Raw genomic sequence first — 17,687 nt, forward strand, 5'->3', positions numbered from 1 at the left:
ATAACGCCTTTTGACTTACCTGCTTGTTCTGCTGTTTCTGACCCTGCCCACCGCCTCGAAGCGCTGGCCGGCACCGTGATTTTGCGGAGGCTGCCATGAGCGTTTCTGTGGCAGTACCCAGCACCTGGGCCGACGGCAAGCGCCATCTGTGGTGGCTCGGCACCCTCCCCATGATTACCCCGATTCTCGCCGGGCTGTTCGCCCTCAGCGTTGGCATTCCGGCGCTCTGGTGGAGCGGGGTGGTGGTGATCTTCGGACTGATCCCGCTGATTGACGGCCTGCTCGGCGAAGACACCAGCAACCCACCGGAAACCGTGGTGCCCGACCTGGAAAAACAGACCTATTACCGCTGGATCGTCTACAGCTGTGCGGTGCTGGCCTGTGTGTCCATGGTGGTCACTGCGTGGATGGCGGTCAGCGGCGTTGACTGGCTGATCGGTGGCGGCCTGCTGCGACTGGTCGAACAAGGCTCCCTGCACGGCAGCCTGGGCCAAGTGGCCGTGTTCTTTACCGAACAGGCGCAGCATCACGGCCAGGTCGGCCCCTTCACTTACCTGGGCATGGCCATGTCCACCGGCGCGGCCACCGGCATCGCCATCAACATCGCCCACGAGCTGGGGCACAAACCACGGCCGCTGGAGCAATTCCTCGCCAAGCTGGCCCTGGCGCCCACCTTCTACGGGCACTTCTTTGTCGAGCACAACCGTGGGCACCACGTGCGCGTGGCCACCCCGGAAGACCCCGCCAGTTCGCGCCTGGGGGAGAGCTTCTGGCGTTTCCTGCCGCGTTCCACCTGGTTCAGTCTGCGCTCGGCCTGGCACCTGGAGCGCGAGCGCCTGCACAAACTCGGCCTGCCGACCCTGCATTGGAAGAACAGCGTGCTCGGCGCCTGGATGTTCAGTGTGGTGCTGTGGGGCGCGCTGATTCTCTGGCTGGGGGTGGCGGTGATTCCCTTCCTGCTGATCCAGGGCATCTACGGTTTCTCCCTGCTGGAGGTGGTGAACTACGTCGAGCACTACGGCCTGTTGCGCCAGAAGCTGCCCAATGGCCGTTATGAACGCTGCTCGCCGCGCCACTCCTGGAACAGCAACCGGATCGTCACCAACATCTTCCTGTTCCAGTTGCAGCGTCACTCCGATCACCACGCTTACCCGACCCGCAGCTACCAGGCCCTGCGCCATTTCGACGAGTCGCCACAACTGCCTTATGGCTACGCCAGCATGATCGTCTGGGCCTACGTGCCATTCCTCTGGCGGCGGCTGATGGACCATCGGGTGCTGGCGCATTACGCCGGTGATGTGCGCCTGGCCAATCTGCAACCGTCGCAACGCGCCGCTTTGCTCAAGCGTTACGGCGCCGGCGACGGCCACTGAAACAACACTGGTTTCCAGGCACGACGGCCACGGCCGGTTGACCCACAACAACAATAAGCACCTGCAAGGAAGTCAACGATGTCCATTTCCAGCAAGTTCGCGGTAGTGCTCACCGCCGCCCTGATTGGCGGCCTGGCGGCTGACTTCGCCCAGGCTGCGACGATCGAGCCGGCCAACACCGAGTTCACCGCCAAGGGCCCGATCAGCTTTGCCAAAAGCATCATCAACGCCGATTGCACCATCGAACTCAGCGGCAAGGTCAGCCCCGACGGCAGCTTTGCCAGCGTCGACAAGGTGGGCTTCAGCGGCGGCTTCAAATGCGGCCAGGTCGAAGCCACCCATCTGCCCTGGAAGCTGGTGGCCACCAACGAAAGCAGCGGCGCCATGTCGGGCATCCAGGTCACGGTGAACGCGCCCCTGGTGGGGGGCGATTGCGGGCCGACGACTGCCGAGGGCAGTTGGAACAACAGCACCGGCAAGCTGCAGGCGTCCCAAGTCGCCCTGGCGGGTGGCTGCACCATCAAGACCGTATCGATCCAGATGCCACCGAGCTTTCGCGTGGTGCCCTGATCTGACGTCACTTTTTCCATGGAGGGAAGCCGATGCAACGTCGTATCCGCGGTGACGGGACGCTGATGCCCGGGCGCTCTCCAGCCCTGAATTCGGTCGAGCTGGAGCACCGATGAGGTCATCGATTCGCTGGCAAGGCTGATAACCCCCTGGCAACTGTCGGTTGCCGAATCTTGAGGAAAACAACAATGCAAAGCATCAAGACTTTCGCTTCTGTAGCTTCCTTCGCCCTCTGCCTCGGCGCGGCCTCCCTGGCCAACGCCGCGACCATTGCCCCGGCCGGCACCGCGTTTTCGGCGCCGGGCACCATCTCGGTGTCGTCGCCGGCGTCGTTCGGCGTTCCGGTCAATTGCAACATCACCTTTACCGGCACCGTCGCCGCCGATGGCAGCAACGCCTCGATCACCGGTGCCACGGTCAGCGGCAGCAACGCCCTGTGCGGTGTGCCGGTGTTGCAGAACCTGCCTTGGACCCTGACCGCCACCAGCGCCACCACCGGCACGGTGTCGGGGGTCAGTTTCAAGATCGTTTCCAATTGCAGCAGCACCCCGACCACCATCAATGCGTCCTGGAGCAACTCGGCCAACACCCTGAGTGTGCCGTCCGCGCAGACCGTGGGCAGTTGCAAAATTACCGCGCTGAGCGTCAAGCCCAGCCCGGCCTTCACCGTTACACCCTGATCGTGTTGTGAATTCAGCCTGTTGATCACGCGCTGAAAAACAGGCGTCCCGGCAGGGGCGCCTGTTGCAGAAAGACCGTTCGGTGGTCACCGAACGGCCCCGATAATAATAAGGAGTGGGGCATGAACAATAAGAAACAACCCATACCCGCGTTGCTCGGCATGGTTTTGATCGGTGGTTTGATCGGCACGGGATCGGTGCAGGCGGGCGGCTTTTCCACGCCCACCTACGGTGCCCCGGGCTGGGGCCGCGCGTTTGGCGGCGGCTCGCTGTTCAAGAATGACCCCAGCGCTGCGTACAACAACCCTGCGGCCATGGCCTTTATCGACCAGAACGTGGCGCAGATGACCGTGGATTACGCGCGCATCAAGCTCAAGTACAAAGGCACGGCCACCGATTACCAGGGCAACCCGGCTTCGCAGACGCCGATCGGCCCCGACGGTTTGCCCAGCGGGCCGGCCACTCAACTCAACGGTGATGGCGGCGAGGGTGGTTTCACTGCCTGGCTGCCCACCGGCTTCCTGGTGATGCCGATCAATGATCGCTTTGCCTTCGGCCTCAGCCAGGTGGTGCCCCAGGGCATGCGCAGTACCTGGGATCAGGACTGGAAGGGGCGTGACTTTGCCGTGGACACCAAGATCGAAACCGTCGGCCTGACCGGTTCACTGTCGTTCAAAGTCAATGACCAGTTCGCCATCGGTGGCGGTGTGATCATCCAGAATAGCAAGGGCTTCGTCAGCCAGAACCTCAACCTGACCGGTGCGGCGGGCATGTCGGTGCTGCCCGGTGCCCCTTCGGGATACGGCGCCAACCTGATGCGGGTGAAGGTGGATAACACCTCGGTCGGCTGGTTCACCGGGATCGCCTGGAAACCCACCGAACGCGACACCCTGGGCCTGAGCTACCACGCCAAGATCAAGAACAAGATGGAGGGCAAGTACAACATCTACGCCGACGCCCTGGGCCGCAGCATGATGACCCAGCAGGTCGGGCCCAACGGCGAGACCCTGGTGGAGCTGGCGTACCCGGGCCTGAAGCTGTTTCCGGACGGCGCCAACGCCACCACCCAGCTGGACATTCCTGCCACCGCCGGCCTGGACTGGGTGCATGTGTTCAATGACCGTTTCACCCTGGGGGTCAGCGCTACCTGGACCCAGTGGTCGTCGTTCAAGGACCTGACCCTCAAGTCCGACGGCAACACCATTGTCGCCATCCCTTACAACTACAAGGATTCGATGATGTATTCGGTGGGCGGCGACTATCGCTTCACCGACAACCTGACCCTGCGTGCCGGCCTGGCCCTGGACAAGACCCCGACCCGCGACTCCACCCGTGACCCGCGGATCCCGGACAACGATCGGCTGTTCACCTCTATCGGCTTTGGTTACGACCTGCGCGCAGTGCCTGGCCTGACCATCGATGGCGCCTACTCGCGGCAGTTCGTCAAGGAAGCCAAGTTGAAAACCCAGAACCAGGACCGTCTCGGCGGCTCCAGCCTGGATGGCAAGGTCGATGCGAAGGGCGAGGTGGTCAGCCTCTCGGCGACCTATCACTTCTGACCCAGCGGGCATCGGCCTGGCGGTGGTGCAGGGTGCCTGCATTGCCGTCCGGCAGCCGGTGCGTCGGGCGAGGAAAAAGGAACAAGGCAGGGCAAAAAATTTTGCCCTGCAATTAAATAAATATTTGAAAATAAAATTTGAAGCATTCATTCGGGCTTGTAGGGTGGTGATCGAGGACCGGCATGATGCCCAGGGTCCCGGTGCTGATCTTCGGCGTCACAAGAGAGGTATTGCATGATGCTTTGGTTATTGATGGGACTCGCGGCGGCCCTGGTGCTGGCGTATCGGCAGGCCCCGGCGGCCTTGTGGCTTGGCGTGGGCCTGGGCTGGACGGCCCTGGGTCATGTGTTTGGTCTTTTGGGCCCGGTGGGGCTGGCCCTGGCGGCGGTGCTGGTGCTGTTGCCGGCGACGCTGCTGAGTATCAAGCCCCTACGCCGGGCCTTGCTCAGCGCCCGGGCCCTGGCGCTGTTCCGGCAGATCATGCCGGCCATGTCCGACACCGAGCGGGCGGCCATCGAGTCCGGCAGCGTGTGGTGGGACGCCGAGCTGTTCAGCGGCACGCCGCGCTGGTCGCGCTTGTTGCAGGCGGCACCGGCCAGCCTCAGCGCCGAGGAGCAAGCCTTTCTCGAGCAGGAGGTGGAACAGCTTTGCGACATGGCCAACGACTGGGAAACCACGCAGATCTGGCAGGACCTGTCGCCCAAGGCCTGGCAATTCACCAAGGACGCCGGTTTCCTGGGGATGATCATTCCCAAGCAATACGGCGGCAAAGGTTTCTCCCATTACGCCCACTCCCAAGTGGTGATGAAGCTGTCCACCCGCTGCTCGGCGGCGGCGATCTCGGTGATGGTCCCCAACTCCCTGGGCCCGGCCGAGTTGCTGCTGCACTACGGCACCGAAGCCCAGCGCGAGCATTACCTGCCGCGCCTGGCCCGGGGCGAAGACATTCCCTGTTTCGCCCTGACCAGCCCTTATGCCGGTTCCGACGCCGGGGCCATTCCCGATGTTGGGGTGGTCTGCAAGGGGCTGCATGAAGGCCGTGAAGTCTTGGGTTTCAGCGTCACCTGGGATAAGCGCTACATCACCTTGGGCCCTATTGCCACGGTGCTGGGCCTGGCCTTTCGCGCCGAGGATCCGGACGGCCTGCTGGGCGGTAACAAGGGCAGCCTGGGCATTACCTGTGCGTTGATCCCCACCAGCCATCCTGGGGTTCAGAGCGGGCGCCGGCACTGGCCGTTGAACGCGGTGTTCCAGAACGGCCCGACCACCGGCAAGGACGTGTTCATCCCCCTGGAATGGGTGATTGGCGGTGCCGAGCAGGTGGGCAATGGTTGGCGCATGCTGATGGAATGCCTGGCGGCCGGGCGGGCGATTTCCCTGCCGTCGGCCAACGTCGGCCTGGGCAAGGTCGCGGTGCGGGGCACCAGTGCCTACGCGGCGATGCGCAAGCAGTTCGGCCTGCCCATCGGCAAGTTCGAAGGCGTGCAGGCCCCCCTGGCGCGCATGGCCGGGCACCTTTACACCTGCGATGCGGTGCGCAAGGTTTCGGTGGCGTCCCTGGATGCCGGGGAAAAACCCTCGGTGATTTCGGCCATCGCCAAGTACCACGTCACCGAACGGGCCCGGGCCATCGTCAATGACGGCATGGACATCGTTGCCGGCAAGGGCATCTGCATGGGGCCCAACAACTTCCTGGCCCGGGCCTACCAGCAGAGCCCGATCGCCATCACCGTGGAAGGCGCGAACATCATGACCCGCTGCCTGATCATCTACGGCCAGGGGCTGATCCGTTGCCATCCTTATGTGTTCCGCGAAATGGAAGCCGCCCGGGACACTGGCCGCAAAGGCCTGGAGGCGTTCGACAGGGCCATGTTCGGCCATATCAGCTTCTTCCTGGCCAACAGCGTGCGCGCCACGGTGCACGGGCTGACCGGCGGCCGCCTGCTCAAGGCCCCGGCCAATACCGACAAGGCCCTGGCCCCTTACTACCGCCAGATCAATCGGCTGTCGGTGGTGCTGGCCCTGGTTTCGGACGTGTCCATGGGGGTATTGGGCGGCGCCCTCAAGCGCAAGGAAAGCATCACCGGGCGCCTGGGGGACATCCTGTCCCAGTTGTACATCCTGTCGTGCGTGCTCAAGCGTTTCGAGGATGACGGCCGGCCTCAGGCCGACTTGCCCCTGGTCCACTGGTCGGCCCAGGACGCCTTGCTGCGGGCCCATGAGGCCCTGGCCGAAGTGCTCGACAACTACCCCTCGACGCTCGCCGCGCGGGTCCTTCGTGGCCTCAGCTTTCCACTGGGTATCGCCTTGCGTAAACCTTCCGACCGGTTGCTGGCCGAGGTCGCCGACCTGGTACAGACCCCGGGCGCCAGCCGCGACCGGCTGCTGGGGGATTCCTACATCCCGCAGCCGCACATCGACAAGCTGGCCTACGGCGAACTGGCGTTTGGCCTGCAGCCCCAGGTGGAGCTGATCGAAGCCCGGCTGAAACCGGCGATCAGGCAGGGCTTGCTGGCAGCGTTGCCGATCTCCCGCACGGCCTTCGCCGCCTGGCGCACCCAGGCCCTGGAACAGCAGTTGATCAGCCACGAAGAGGACCAGTTGCTGGGGCGTTACGTCGAATACGCCGATCATGCGATCCAGGTCGACGACTTTCCCCAGGACTTCGGGCTGCTGGAGGCCCTGCAACAACGTCAGGCCCACATCGAGCAGGCGGGCAAAAACAGCGGCCGGCGGCGTGCCACCCATTCGGCGGACACCGCCGTGGCCAGCGATCCGGCCTATTGACCTCAGTGTGTTTGCCATCGGGAACTGTCTATGTCTGACGCTTATCTTGCCTTCGTCAATTCCCCCTGGGGCCGTCGCCTGGCCCATGGGGTCGGCTTGCCCCAACCCTTGCCCCTGCAACGTGGCGGGCAGGGCGCCCTGGTCAATCCGGTGATTCTCGGGGCCGGGCCCCAGGGCCGGCTGCTGGGGGAACTGCAACGCATCTTCGCCGCCACCGACACGGTGGCGGCCCAACCGGCGAGCATCGAGGCGCCGTCCACGGTCAAGGCCCAGGGCTTGGTGTTTGACGCCACGGGCCTGGCGGACATTGCCCAACTGGATGAGCTGTACCGGTTTTTCCACGCCAATGTGCGGCGCTTGGGCCAACACAGTCGGGTGCTGGTCTTGGGCACCGCGCCCGAACACTGCCCGGCCTTGGCCCAGGCGGTGGTGCAGCGGGCCCTGGAAGGGTTTGTGCGTTCCCTGGGCAAGGAGCTGCGGCGGGCCATCACCGTGCAGCTGATTTACGTCGAGCCCGGTGCCGAGACCGAGCTGGACAGCAGCCTGCGCTTCTTTCTGTCGCCCCGTTCGGCCTACGTCTCGGGCCAGGTGGTGCGCATCGCTGAATCGGTGGATGTGCCTAAAGACCTGCGCTGGCAGCAGCCGCTGACGGGGCGCCGAGCCCTGGTCACCGGCGCCTGCCGGGGCATCGGCCTGGCAATTGCCCAGGTCCTGGCCCGGGACGGCGCCCAGGTGGTGTGCCTGGATATTCCGCAGAACGCCCAGGCCCTGGAGCAGGCCGCCGCCTCTGTGGGCGGCAGTGCTTTCAGCCTGGACATCACCGCGGCCGACGCCGGGCAACGGTTGCTGGCGTTCGTCGGTGAGCACGGTGCCTTCGATATCGTGGTGCACAACGCCGGCATCACCCAGGACAAGACCTTGGCGAAAATGAGCGAAGCCGCTTGGCGCCAGGTCATGGCGGTCAACCTGGAAGCGCCGTTGCTGCTGAGCCAGGCGCTGCTGGAGGGCCAGGGCCTGAACCCGGGGGGGCGGATTGTCTGCGTCTCGTCGATTTCCGGGATTGCCGGCAACCTTGGGCAAAGCAACTACGCCACGTCCAAGGCCGGGGTCATCGGCCTGGTGCAGAGCCTCGCGCCCTTGGCGGCGCGCCAGCAGATCACGGTCAACGGCGTGGCCCCGGGCTTTATCGAGACCCAGATGACCGCGAAGATCCCGCTGATGATTCGTGAGGCCGGGCGCCGCATGAATTCCTTGTCCCAGGGCGGGCAGGCGGTGGACGTTGCACACACCATCGCCTGGCTGGCCCACCCGGCCTCCGGTGGCATCAACGGGCAGGTGGTCCGCGTCTGCGGGCAAAGCCTGCTGGGAGCCTGAACCATGACTGCCGATGCTTCGATTCGCATCATCGAGCCGCCACCGTCCCGTGGCCAATTGCTCTACGACGGTATTCGCAGCCTGCGCAAACCCGCGCCGGACGCACCGCCCACGCTGCCGACGGAGCGCCTGGTGCGCCCTGCGGTGGAATTGCAGGCCGGGGAGATCGCCCGTTACGCCCAGGCTTGCGGTTTTCGCCGGGAACACGGGGTGCCGCTGGCCTTTCCCCACGTTTTGGCATTCCCCCTGCACCTGTTGCTGCTCACCCGGCGCAGCTTTCCCTATCCGGCCAGCGGCATGGTCCATTTGGCCAATCGCATCCGCCAGTACCAACGCTTGGAAGAGGGCCAGGCCCTGCGCCTGGAAGTGTGCGCCGAACGTTGGCTGGCCCACCCCAAGGGCCAGGCCCTGTCGATTGCCACCCGGGCCCACAGCGGCGGCAGCCTGGTCTGGGAAAGCGCCAGCCTGTATTTGCGCCGTGGCGTGAGCCAGCCCATCGGTGAGCCGTGGCAAGGCTCGCTGCCGATGGACGAGCAGACGTTGGTGCGCACGCAGCGCTGGAGCCTGGGCAGCGATTTGGGGCGACGTTTTGCCCAAGTCAGTGGCGACTTCAACCCGATCCACACCTCGTGGCTCGGTGCGCGTTTGTTCGGTTTCCGCCGACCAATCGCCCACGGCATGTGGACCCTGGGCCGGGCCCTGGCGGCCCAGCAACCGCCCCATCCCTTGGCGGCGGCCGAGCTGGAGTGCGAGTTCAAGCTGCCGATTTTCCTGCCGGCAGCCGTGACCTTGTGGAACCGCTTGCCCGACGGCCCGCGCCATGAATTTGAAGTGCGCAACCACACCGGGGACCAACCCCATATGCGCGGCTTATTGATCTGGGGAGCTCGCTGATGACCGAGTACAGCTTCAATCCGGCGCCGGTGCGTCGGGTGGCGATCCTGGGCGGCAACCGGATTCCGTTTGCCCGTTCCAATACCCAGTACGCCCATGACAGCAACCAGGACCTGCTGGTGGCGGCGCTGCAAGGCCTGGTGGACCGTTTCGGCCTGTCGGGCCAGCGCCTGGGGGAGTTTGCCGCGGGGGCGGTGATCAAACATTCCCGGGATTTCAACCTGGCCCGGGAAAGCCTGCTGTCCACCACCCTGTCGCCGCAGACCCCAGCCTACGATGTGCAGCAGGCTTGCGGCACCGGGCTTGAGGCGGCGCTGCTGGTGGCCAACAAGATCGCCCTGGGGCAGATCGACGTCGGGATTGCCGGCGGGGCCGATACCACCTCCGACGCGCCCATCGGCATCAACGAGGGCCTGCGTCGCGCCTTGCTCCAGGCCAACCGCGCCAAGGGCACCGGCAACAAGCTGCGCAGCCTGCTCAAGGTGCGCCCGGGGATGTTGTTCAAACCCCTGTTGCCGCGCAATGGCGAACCGCGCACCGGCCTGTCCATGGGCGAGCACTGCGAAGCCATGGCCCAGCGCTGGCAGATCAAGCGCCTGGCCCAGGACGAGTTGGCCCTCAATAGCCATCGTCGCCTGGACGCGGCTTACCGGCGCGGGTTTTTCGACGACCTGATCAGCCCCTATCGCGGCCTCAGTCGCGACAACAATCTGCGCGCCGATGCCAGCCTGGAAAAACTCGCTGGCCTGGGTCCGGCCTACGACCGCCAGCACGGCACCCTGACCGCCGGCAATTCGACGCCGCTCACCGATGGTGCCTCGGTGGTGCTGCTGGCCAGCGAAGAGTGGGCAGCGGCCCACCAGTTGCCGGTGCTGGCGTACCTGCGCACCGGGGAAACCGCCGCAGTGAACTTTGTCGATGGCAGCGAAGGGCTGTTGATGGCCCCGGCCTATGCGGTGCCACGGATGCTTGCCCGGGAAGGCCTGGGCCTCAAGGATTTTGATTTCTACGAGATCCACGAAGCCTTTGCCGCCCAGGTGCTGTGCACCCTCAAGGCCTGGGAAGACCCCGATTACTGCCGCGAGCGCCTGGGCCTGGAGGGCGCGCTGGGCAGCCTCGACCGCGACAAACTCAACGTCAACGGCGGCTCCCTGGGCTGTGGGCACCCGTTTGCTGCCACCGGTGGGCGTTTGCTCGCAAGCCTGGCCAAGGCGATCCATGAGCGTGGCGGCGGGCGCGGGCTGATTTCAGTCTGTGCAGCCGGCGGGCTGGGCATCACCGCCATTGTCGAAAAATAAAAACCACAAGGAGACTGCCATGAGTGTCGTGAGCCTGCACCCCGCTGAGCGCATCTGGCTGAAGGCCTACCGGGCCGGCGTGCCCACGGATATTGAAGCCGATATCGATCGTTATCCGTCGCTGCGCGAGGTGTTTCTCGAACACGTGGACAAGTACCGCCAGCGCGTGGCTTACGTCAGCATTGGCACCGAGATGGGCTACGACCAGTGGCAGAGCCGGGCCTTCGCGTTCGCGGCCTGGCTGCAATCCAAAGGGGTGAAGAAGGGCGACCGGGTGGCGTTGATGATGCCCAACTGCTTGCAATACCCGATCTGCCTGTTCGGCACCCTGTTGATCGGCGCGGTGGTGGTCAACGTCAACCCGCTGTACACCGCCCACGAACTGCGGCACCTGCTCAAGGACAGCGGCGCGCAGACCGTGGTGATCTTCGAGAACTTCGCCCACACCCTGGAACAGGCACTGCCCGGCAGCGCCCTGAAGAACATCGTGGTGGCGGCCATTGGTGACCTGCTGGGGCCCTTCAAGGGCACGGCGCTGAATTTTGTGCTGCGCCATGTGCAGAAACAGGTGCCGCGTTTCAAACTGCCTGGGGCCATTCGTTTTCCGGCGATGCTCAAGCAGGCCGGGGTGCTGGAGTACCGCCAGGTCGAGTTGAAACACGACGACATCGCCTTCCTGCAATACACCGGCGGCACCACCGGCGACGCCAAGGGCGCCATGCTCACCCACCGCAACATCCTCGCCAACCTGATGCAGGCCAAGGCCTGGGTCGGCGATCAACTGGACGAGAACCGGCAGGAAACCAACGTCACCTTGTTGCCGCTGTACCACGTGCTGTCGCTGACGGTGAACTGCCTGATGTTTATGTGCCTGGGCGGACGCAACATCCTGATCGCCAACCCCCGGGACGTGAAGCGGGTGCAGATGATCCTGCGCAAGGAAAAATTCAGCGGCATTGTCGGGGTCAACACCCTGTTCAACGGCTTGCTGGAGAACGAGGCGTTTCGTAACCGGGATTTTTCCGACCTGAAACTGGCCATCGCTGGCGGCATGGCCACCCACACGGCGGTGGCCCGACGCTGGAAGGAGGTGACCGGGTTGCCGATCGTCGAGGGTTATGGCCTGACTGAATGCTCACCGGTGGTGAGCATCAGCCCGATCGACATTTCCCGCCTGCGGGACACGGACTTCACTGGCACCATCGGTGTGCCGCTGCCTTCGACCTGGGTGCGCTTTGTGCGTGAGGACGGCGAGCTGGCCGAGTTGGGGGAGGAAGGGGAGTTGCAGGTGCGCGGGCCCCAGGTAATGAAAGGCTACTGGCAGCGGCCGGATGAGACGGCGCAAGTGCTGGACCGCCACGGTTGGCTCTCCACCGGGGATATTGGGGTCATGAACGAACAGGGTTTCATTCGCTTGGTGGACCGCAAGAAAGACATGATCTTGGTCTCGGGTTTCAACGTGTACCCGAACGAGATCGAAGACGTGGTGGCCTTGCACCCTGGCGTGGCCGAAGTGGCGGCGATTGGCGTGGAAGATGGGGTCAGCGGCGAGAAAGTGAAGATTTTCGTGGTGCGCAAAGACCCCTCGCTGACCCAGGAGCAACTGCTGGCCCACTGCCGTGAATACCTCACGGGCTACAAGGTGCCGCGCTACGTGGAATTCCGCAGCGAAGAGCTGCCCAAGACCACCGTGGGCAAGGTCCTGCGCCGCGCCCTGCGTTGAACCGATGCCGCCGCCGGCCCGTGCCGGCGGCGTGTTGCGGTCACTCGGGGCGTTTCACCACCAGGGTCAGGATGTCGTAGCTGGCCACCAGCTCGCCCAATTGGTTGCTGACTTCCACGTCCCAGGCCACCACGCCCTGGGGAACCCCTTGTGGGCTCTTTTTGCCCTGGTCGATCTTGCGCTTGCAGGTCAGGCGCGCCTGGATGGTGTCGCCGATGCCCACCGGGTTGATAAAGCGCAGGGTGTCCAGGCCGTAGTTGGCCAGCACCGGGCCTGGCGCCGGGGAGACGAACAGCCCGGCCGCTGCCGACAGCACAAAGTAACCGTGAGCGATGCGCTTGCCGAATTGCGACTCCTTGGCGGCAATCTCGTCGAAGTGCATGTAGAAGTGGTCGCCGGACAGGCAGCCGAAGTTCACCAGGTCGGCCTCGGTCACGGTGCGCCGATGGGTCAGCAGGGACTCGCCGATCTGCAGGTCCTGGAAGTGCCGACGGAACGGGTGGACCTCGGTTTCAATCACCTGGGCGCCGCGTACGTATTCCCCGGTCACCGCCGCCAGCATGCTTGGCGAGCCCTGGACCGCGGCCCGTTGCAGGTAGTGCTTGACCGCCCGCAGGCCGCCCAGCTCTTCGCCGCCGCCGGCGCGGCCCGGGCGCCGTGTTTCAGTTGCGGCAGGGGCGAGCCGTGGCCGGTGGATTCGGCGGCGCACTCGCGGTCCAGCACCAGCAAGCGCCCGTGCCAGGCCGCCGCTTGCGGGATGGCGCGGGCGGCAATCCGTGGGTCCTTGGTCACCAGGCTCGCCACCAGGCTGCCTTTGCCGCGGGCGGCCAGGGCCAGGGCTTCGTCCAGGTCGCGGTAAGCCATCAGGGTGCTGACCGGGCCAAACGCCTCGATGTCGTGGGCACCGCCCTCGGCATGGGGATCACGGGCGAGGAGCAGGGTCGGGGCGAAGAAGGCGCCCTGGTCGACATGCTCACCACGGGGTTCGAAACCGTCCCGCGCCCCCAGCAGCAAGTCACTGCTGTGCAGCAGGCTTTCCAGGCGCTCGGCAACGTCGCGCTGTTGCTCGTGGGACGCCAGGGGGCCCATGCGCACGCCTTCAATCGATGGGTCGCCCACCACCACCTTGGCCAGGCGCGCACGCAGGCGTTCGGCCACGGTGTCGATGTGCTGGGCGGGGACGATGGCGCGGCGGATCGCGGTGCATTTCTGCCCGGCCTTGACCGTCATTTCCCGGGCCACTTCCTTGATGAACAGCTCGAACTCTTCGTCGTCCGGGGTCACGTCCGGGGCCAGGATCGCGCAGTTCAGCGAATCGGCCTCGGCGTTGAACGGCACCGAGTTGCGGATCAGGTTGGGGTTGACCCGCAGTTTGGCGGCGGTGTCGGCGGAGCCGGTAAAGGTCACCACGTCCTGGCCTTGCAGGCGATCCAGCAGGTCGCCGGTGCTGCCGATCACCAGTTGCAGGCTGCCGGCCGGCAGCAGGCCCGACTCATCCATCAGGCGCACCACGGCTTCGGTCAGGTAGCTGGTGGCGCTGGCCGGCTTGACGATGCACGGCATGCCAGCGAGGAAGCTGGGGGCGAACTTTTCCAACATGCCCCAGATCGGGAAGTTGAAGGCGTTGATGTGCACCGCCAGGCCGCCCCGGGGCACCAGGATATGGGTGCCGGCGAAGCTGCCGGCTTTGCTCAGGGGCAGTGCCGGGCCTTCGTGGACGATATTGCCCGACGGCAATTCCCGGGAGCCCAGGCTGGCGTAGGTGAACAGGGTGCTGTTGCCGCCTTCGATGTCGATCCAACTGTCAGCCCGGGTCGCGCCGCTGTGGTGGGACAGGGCGTAGAGCTGTTCCTTGCGTTCGCTCAGGTACAGGGCCAGGGCCTTGAGGCGCTGGGCCCGTTGCTGGAAGTCCAGGGCCATCAGCGCTGCGACGCCCTGGCGCCGGCCATGCTCGACGGCTTCGGCGAAGTCCGGGCGCTCTTCGTGGGTGCGGGCCAATGCATGGCCGTCAATGGCGCTGCGCAGGACCTGGGCACCGTGTTGGCCGATCCAGCGGCCGGCGATAAAGCTTTGCAGGGTAGGGGCTTGGGTCATCGGGGTACTCCGGAAAATAAGGGCGCGCCGCCCGACAGGCGACGCCGGTCGAGGGTTACCAAAGGGCCAGGGTGTAGCCGAGGATCAGGCGGTTTTCGTCAATCGCGGTGTTCAAACCGTTGCCGGAACGGAAGGTCAGGTTGCGCCAGCGGATGCTCACGTCCTTGAACACGCCGCTCTGGATCACGTAGGTGATGTCGGTGTCGCGTTCCCGTTCGCGGCCGTTGTCCACGGTGCCGGCCTTGACGTGGCGGCCGTCGGTGTAGCGGGTCATGAAGGTCAGGCCGGGAACGCCCTGGGCGGCGAAGTCGTAGTCGTAACGCAGTTGCCAGGAGTCTTCGTCGGTGCGGGTGTAGGTGTTGTAGGTCACCAGGTTGACCACGTACGGGTCGCCGCCGTTGAGGAATGGAAAGGCGCTGTCGCCTGACAGTTGTTGCCAGGTGGCGCTGACTTTGTGGGCGCCGTGGGCCAGGGTGAACAGGCTGTTGAAGTTGCGGTTGTCGATGCGCCCGGCGCGTTCGGCGCCGTCGCCCCGGCTGTCGAAGTAACGCAGGTCGCTGCGCAGGCTGAAGCCGTTGCCCAGGGGCTGGGTGTGCACCAGGCCGACAAATTGTTGGCGATAGATCTGGTCGAGCTTGCCGTAGTAGTAGCTCAGGCTCAGTTGCGGGGTGAAGGCGTAGCTGCCACCGGCGAAGTCGAAGTGATCGCTGCGGGCGGCGCCGTAGCCGATGTCGTCATTGCTGGAGGAGTCCCGCAGGTTGGCCTCGGTCAGGCGCCCGGCGTTCACGGTCAGGCCGCTGATGTCCTGGCTGGTCAGCAGGCCGCCCTGGAAGGTCGAGCCCAGCAGGCGGGTGTCGTTGTAGGTGGCCACCGGCAGCAGGGGTTGCAGGGTGCCGAGCTTGAGCACGCTCTTGCCGAGGCGGACTTTGCCGGTCAGGCCCAGTTCGCTGAATTCGTCCGCCGGCTCATGGCTGTTGGGGCCGTAGGGCAGCAGGCCGGTGCCGCGCCGGTCCGGGCTGGAGTCGAGCTTGAGGCCCAGTTCGCCGAGGGCGTCCAGGCCGAAGCCCAGGGTGCCATCGGTGAAGCCGGAAGTGAGGCGGGCGGTAAAGCCCTGGGCCCATTCTTCGGCCTTGGACTGGGGGGCGTTGTCTTGGCGAAAATCGCGATTGAGGTAGTGGTTGCGCAGTTCCAAGCGCGCGCTGCTGTCGCTGATGAAGTCGGCCTGGGCACTGCCGGCCAGCAACGGCAGGCCGGAGGCGGTGAGCAGCGAAAGCAGTGTTTTACAGGTGGTCGGGCTCATTGTTGTTATTCCCTGTCTTGCAATCAGTGTTTGCTGGCGCTGGAAGCGCCGATGCCGGTCATCGAACGGATGAACTGCGCCAGGTAGCGTCCGCGCTCCAGGGCGGCCCGGGGCGAGGTGTCGGTGACCGAGAACAGCCAGGCACAGAAAAACGCCAGGCTCATGGAGAACAGCGCTGGGTTGGAGTAGGGGAACAGGGCTTTATCGTGGTGCAGCACGTTGACCCAGACCGCCGGGCTCAGCACCAGCAAGACAATGGCCGAGACCAGCCCGGCCATGCTGCCGCCGACCGCGCCACGGGTGGTCAGGCCTTTCCAGAACATCGACAGGAACAGCACCGGGAAGTTGACCGAGGCGGCAATCGCCAGCACCAGCCCGGAGAGGAAGGCGATGTTCTGCGACTCGAACAGCAAGCCGAGGATGATCGCCAGTACGCCGATGCACAGGGTGGCGATCCGCGACACGCGCATTTCCTGTTGCTCGCTGGCCTGGCCTTTGCGGATCACGCAGGCATACAGGTCGTGGGACACCGCCGAGGCGCCGGACAGCGCCAGCCCGGCCACCACTGCAAGGATGGTGGCGAAGGCCACTGCCGAGATAAAGCCGAGGAACAGGTTGCCGCCCACGGCCTGGGCCAGGTGCACGGCGATCATGTTGCCGCCGCCGATGATCGCGCCGCTGGCATCGCGGAAGCTCGGGTCGGTGCCGACCATGACGATGGCGCCAAAGCCGACGATGATCAGCAGCAGGTAGAAGTAGCCGATAAAGCCAGTGGCGTAGAACACGCTTTTACGGGCTTCCTTGGCGTCGCTGACGGTGAAGAAACGCATCAGGATATGGGGCAGGCCGGCGGTACCGAACATCATGCCCAATCCCAGGGAAATGGCGTCGATGGGGTTCGACAGCAAACCGCCGGGGGCCATGATCGCGTTGCCTTTGGCGTGCACGGCAGCGGCCCCGGCGAACATCGCCTCGGTGCTGAAACCGAAATGCTTGAGCACCATGAACGCCATGAAGCTGGTGCCGAACAGCAGCATCACCGCCTTGATGATCTGCACCCAGGTGGTGGCGAGCATGCCGCCGAAGGTCACGTAAAACACCATCAGCACGCCCACCAGCATCACGGCGTAGAGGTAGCTGATGCCGAACAGCAGCTCGATCAGCTTGCCGGCGCCGACCATCTGCGCCACCAGGTACATCAGGGCCACGGTCAAGGTGCCGAAGGCCGAGGTGAGGCGCACCGGGGTCTGTTCCAGGCGGTAGGACACCACGTCGGCAAAGGTGTACTTACCCAGGTTGCGCAGGCGCTCGGCGATCAGGAACAGAATGATCGGCCAGCCGGCCAGCACCCCCAGTGCATACAGCAGGCCGTCGTAGCCGTTGAGGAACATCATCGCCGAGATGCCGAGGAAGGACGCCGCGGAAATCATGTCGCCGGCAATCGCCAGGCCGTTCTGGAAGCCGGTCATGCCGCCGCCGGCGGTATAGAAATCACTGGCCGAGCGGGTGCGCAAGGCGGCCCAGCGGGTGACGCCGAGGGTAAACAGCACGAACACCAGGAACATGCCGATGGCGTTCCAGTTCAAGGGTCGGCTGCTGCCTTCGGCGGCCATGGCCAGGTCGGTGGCCAACAGGCCGGGCAGTAGGAACCACGCGCTCAGGGCTTTCATTGGGCGCACTCCTGCTTGAGCTTTTCGTTCAGCGGGTCGATCACGTGGTTGGCGCGGTACACATAGAAGCCGGTGAGAGCAAAGGCCAGCAGCACGATCACCACGCCCACCAGCATGCCGACCGTGGTCACGCCACCACTGAGGGACTGGCCCAGGGTGCTGGGGGAGAAGGCCACCAGCAGCACAAAGCCGTAGTAGATCACCAGCATGGCCAGGGTCAGGGACCAATAGAGGTTCTGTTTGCGGCGCACCAGCTGGACGAAGTCCGGGTGCTGACTGATCTGTTGTATGTCTTGTGGGGTCATGGCGGCGCTCTCTGGGTGTTGTTTTTGTTGTGGGGCGTAGAACGTTGCAGGTGTTGCTGC

The 17,687-nt window shown here is 64.9% G+C and carries 12 protein-coding genes and 1 pseudogene; 9 read left to right on the forward strand and 4 right to left on the reverse strand.

Annotated elements, in window-relative coordinates; all coding sequences use genetic code 11:
* The first annotated feature begins 95 nt into the window (after nt 1-95).
* The 9 genes from M1B35_RS05900 to M1B35_RS05940 all read left to right on the forward strand — a co-directional run bounded on the left by M1B35_RS05900 (nt 96) and on the right by M1B35_RS05940 (nt 12,258).
* Nucleotides 96-1,373 (forward strand): alkane 1-monooxygenase, encoded by a 1,278-nt coding sequence (locus M1B35_RS05900; protein ID WP_268261460.1) that lies wholly within the window; start codon nt 96-98, stop codon nt 1,371-1,373.
* A gap of 78 nt (nt 1,374-1,451) precedes the next feature.
* Complete coding sequence (gene praA / locus M1B35_RS05905) at nt 1,452-1,943, forward strand: alkane oxidation protein activator PraA (protein WP_123332806.1); 492 nt, start codon at nt 1,452-1,454, stop codon at nt 1,941-1,943.
* Between the two features lie 188 nt (nt 1,944-2,131).
* Nucleotides 2,132-2,623 carry an alkane oxidation protein activator PraB gene (gene praB, locus M1B35_RS05910; RefSeq protein ID WP_123332808.1) on the forward strand — a complete coding sequence of 164 codons (492 nt, stop codon included), beginning with the start codon at nt 2,132-2,134 and terminating at the stop codon, nt 2,621-2,623.
* Nucleotides 2,624-2,745: 122 nt separating this feature from the next.
* Entirely contained in the window at nt 2,746-4,182 is a 1,437-nt protein-coding gene (locus M1B35_RS05915) for an outer membrane protein transport protein (protein WP_123332810.1), read from the forward strand.
* Nucleotides 4,183-4,416: 234 nt separating this feature from the next.
* The gene (locus M1B35_RS05920; protein ID WP_268261461.1) at nt 4,417-6,969 is read left to right on the forward strand and encodes an acyl-CoA dehydrogenase; all 2,553 of its coding nucleotides are present in this window, start codon (nt 4,417-4,419) and stop codon (nt 6,967-6,969) included.
* 30 nt (nt 6,970-6,999) lie between these two features.
* Nucleotides 7,000-8,343 carry a 3-oxoacyl-ACP reductase gene (locus tag M1B35_RS05925; RefSeq protein WP_268261462.1) on the forward strand — a complete coding sequence of 448 codons (1,344 nt, stop codon included), beginning with the start codon at nt 7,000-7,002 and terminating at the stop codon, nt 8,341-8,343.
* 3 nt (nt 8,344-8,346) lie between these two features.
* Nucleotides 8,347-9,237, forward strand: a complete 891-nt coding sequence (locus tag M1B35_RS05930; protein WP_268261463.1) for a MaoC family dehydratase — start codon at nt 8,347-8,349, stop codon at nt 9,235-9,237.
* The gene (locus M1B35_RS05935) at nt 9,237-10,535 is read left to right on the forward strand and encodes an acetyl-CoA C-acetyltransferase (protein ID WP_268261464.1); all 1,299 of its coding nucleotides are present in this window, start codon (nt 9,237-9,239) and stop codon (nt 10,533-10,535) included. The genes M1B35_RS05930 and M1B35_RS05935 overlap by 1 nt, the downstream gene beginning before the upstream one ends.
* Nucleotides 10,536-10,554: 19 nt before the next feature.
* Nucleotides 10,555-12,258 (forward strand): AMP-binding protein, encoded by a 1,704-nt coding sequence (locus tag M1B35_RS05940; RefSeq protein ID WP_268261465.1) that lies wholly within the window; start codon nt 10,555-10,557, stop codon nt 12,256-12,258.
* Between the two features lie 40 nt (nt 12,259-12,298).
* On the opposite strand, the pseudogene paaZ reads toward M1B35_RS05940, so the two are convergent.
* The 4 genes and pseudogenes from paaZ to M1B35_RS05960 all read right to left on the reverse strand — a co-directional run bounded on the left by paaZ (nt 12,299) and on the right by M1B35_RS05960 (nt 17,627).
* A pseudogene (paaZ, locus tag M1B35_RS05945) lies at nt 12,299-14,352 on the reverse strand (phenylacetic acid degradation bifunctional protein PaaZ).
* A gap of 55 nt (nt 14,353-14,407) precedes the next feature.
* Nucleotides 14,408-15,652 (reverse strand): OprD family porin, encoded by a 1,245-nt coding sequence (locus tag M1B35_RS05950; protein ID WP_268261466.1) that lies wholly within the window; start codon nt 15,650-15,652, stop codon nt 14,408-14,410.
* Nucleotides 15,653-15,675: 23 nt separating this feature from the next.
* On the reverse strand, nt 15,676-17,322 hold the full coding sequence (locus M1B35_RS05955) for a cation acetate symporter (RefSeq protein WP_268261467.1): 1,647 nt from the start codon (nt 17,320-17,322) through the stop codon (nt 15,676-15,678).
* On the reverse strand, nt 17,319-17,627 hold the full coding sequence (locus M1B35_RS05960; RefSeq protein ID WP_123332830.1) for a DUF485 domain-containing protein: 309 nt from the start codon (nt 17,625-17,627) through the stop codon (nt 17,319-17,321). The genes M1B35_RS05955 and M1B35_RS05960 overlap by 4 nt, the downstream gene beginning before the upstream one ends.
* Nucleotides 17,628-17,687 lie beyond the last annotated feature (60 nt).

It is taken from the genome of Pseudomonas morbosilactucae (assembly GCF_023241665.1).
GTDB classification, from domain to species: Bacteria; Pseudomonadota; Gammaproteobacteria; order Pseudomonadales; family Pseudomonadaceae; genus Aquipseudomonas; species Aquipseudomonas morbosilactucae.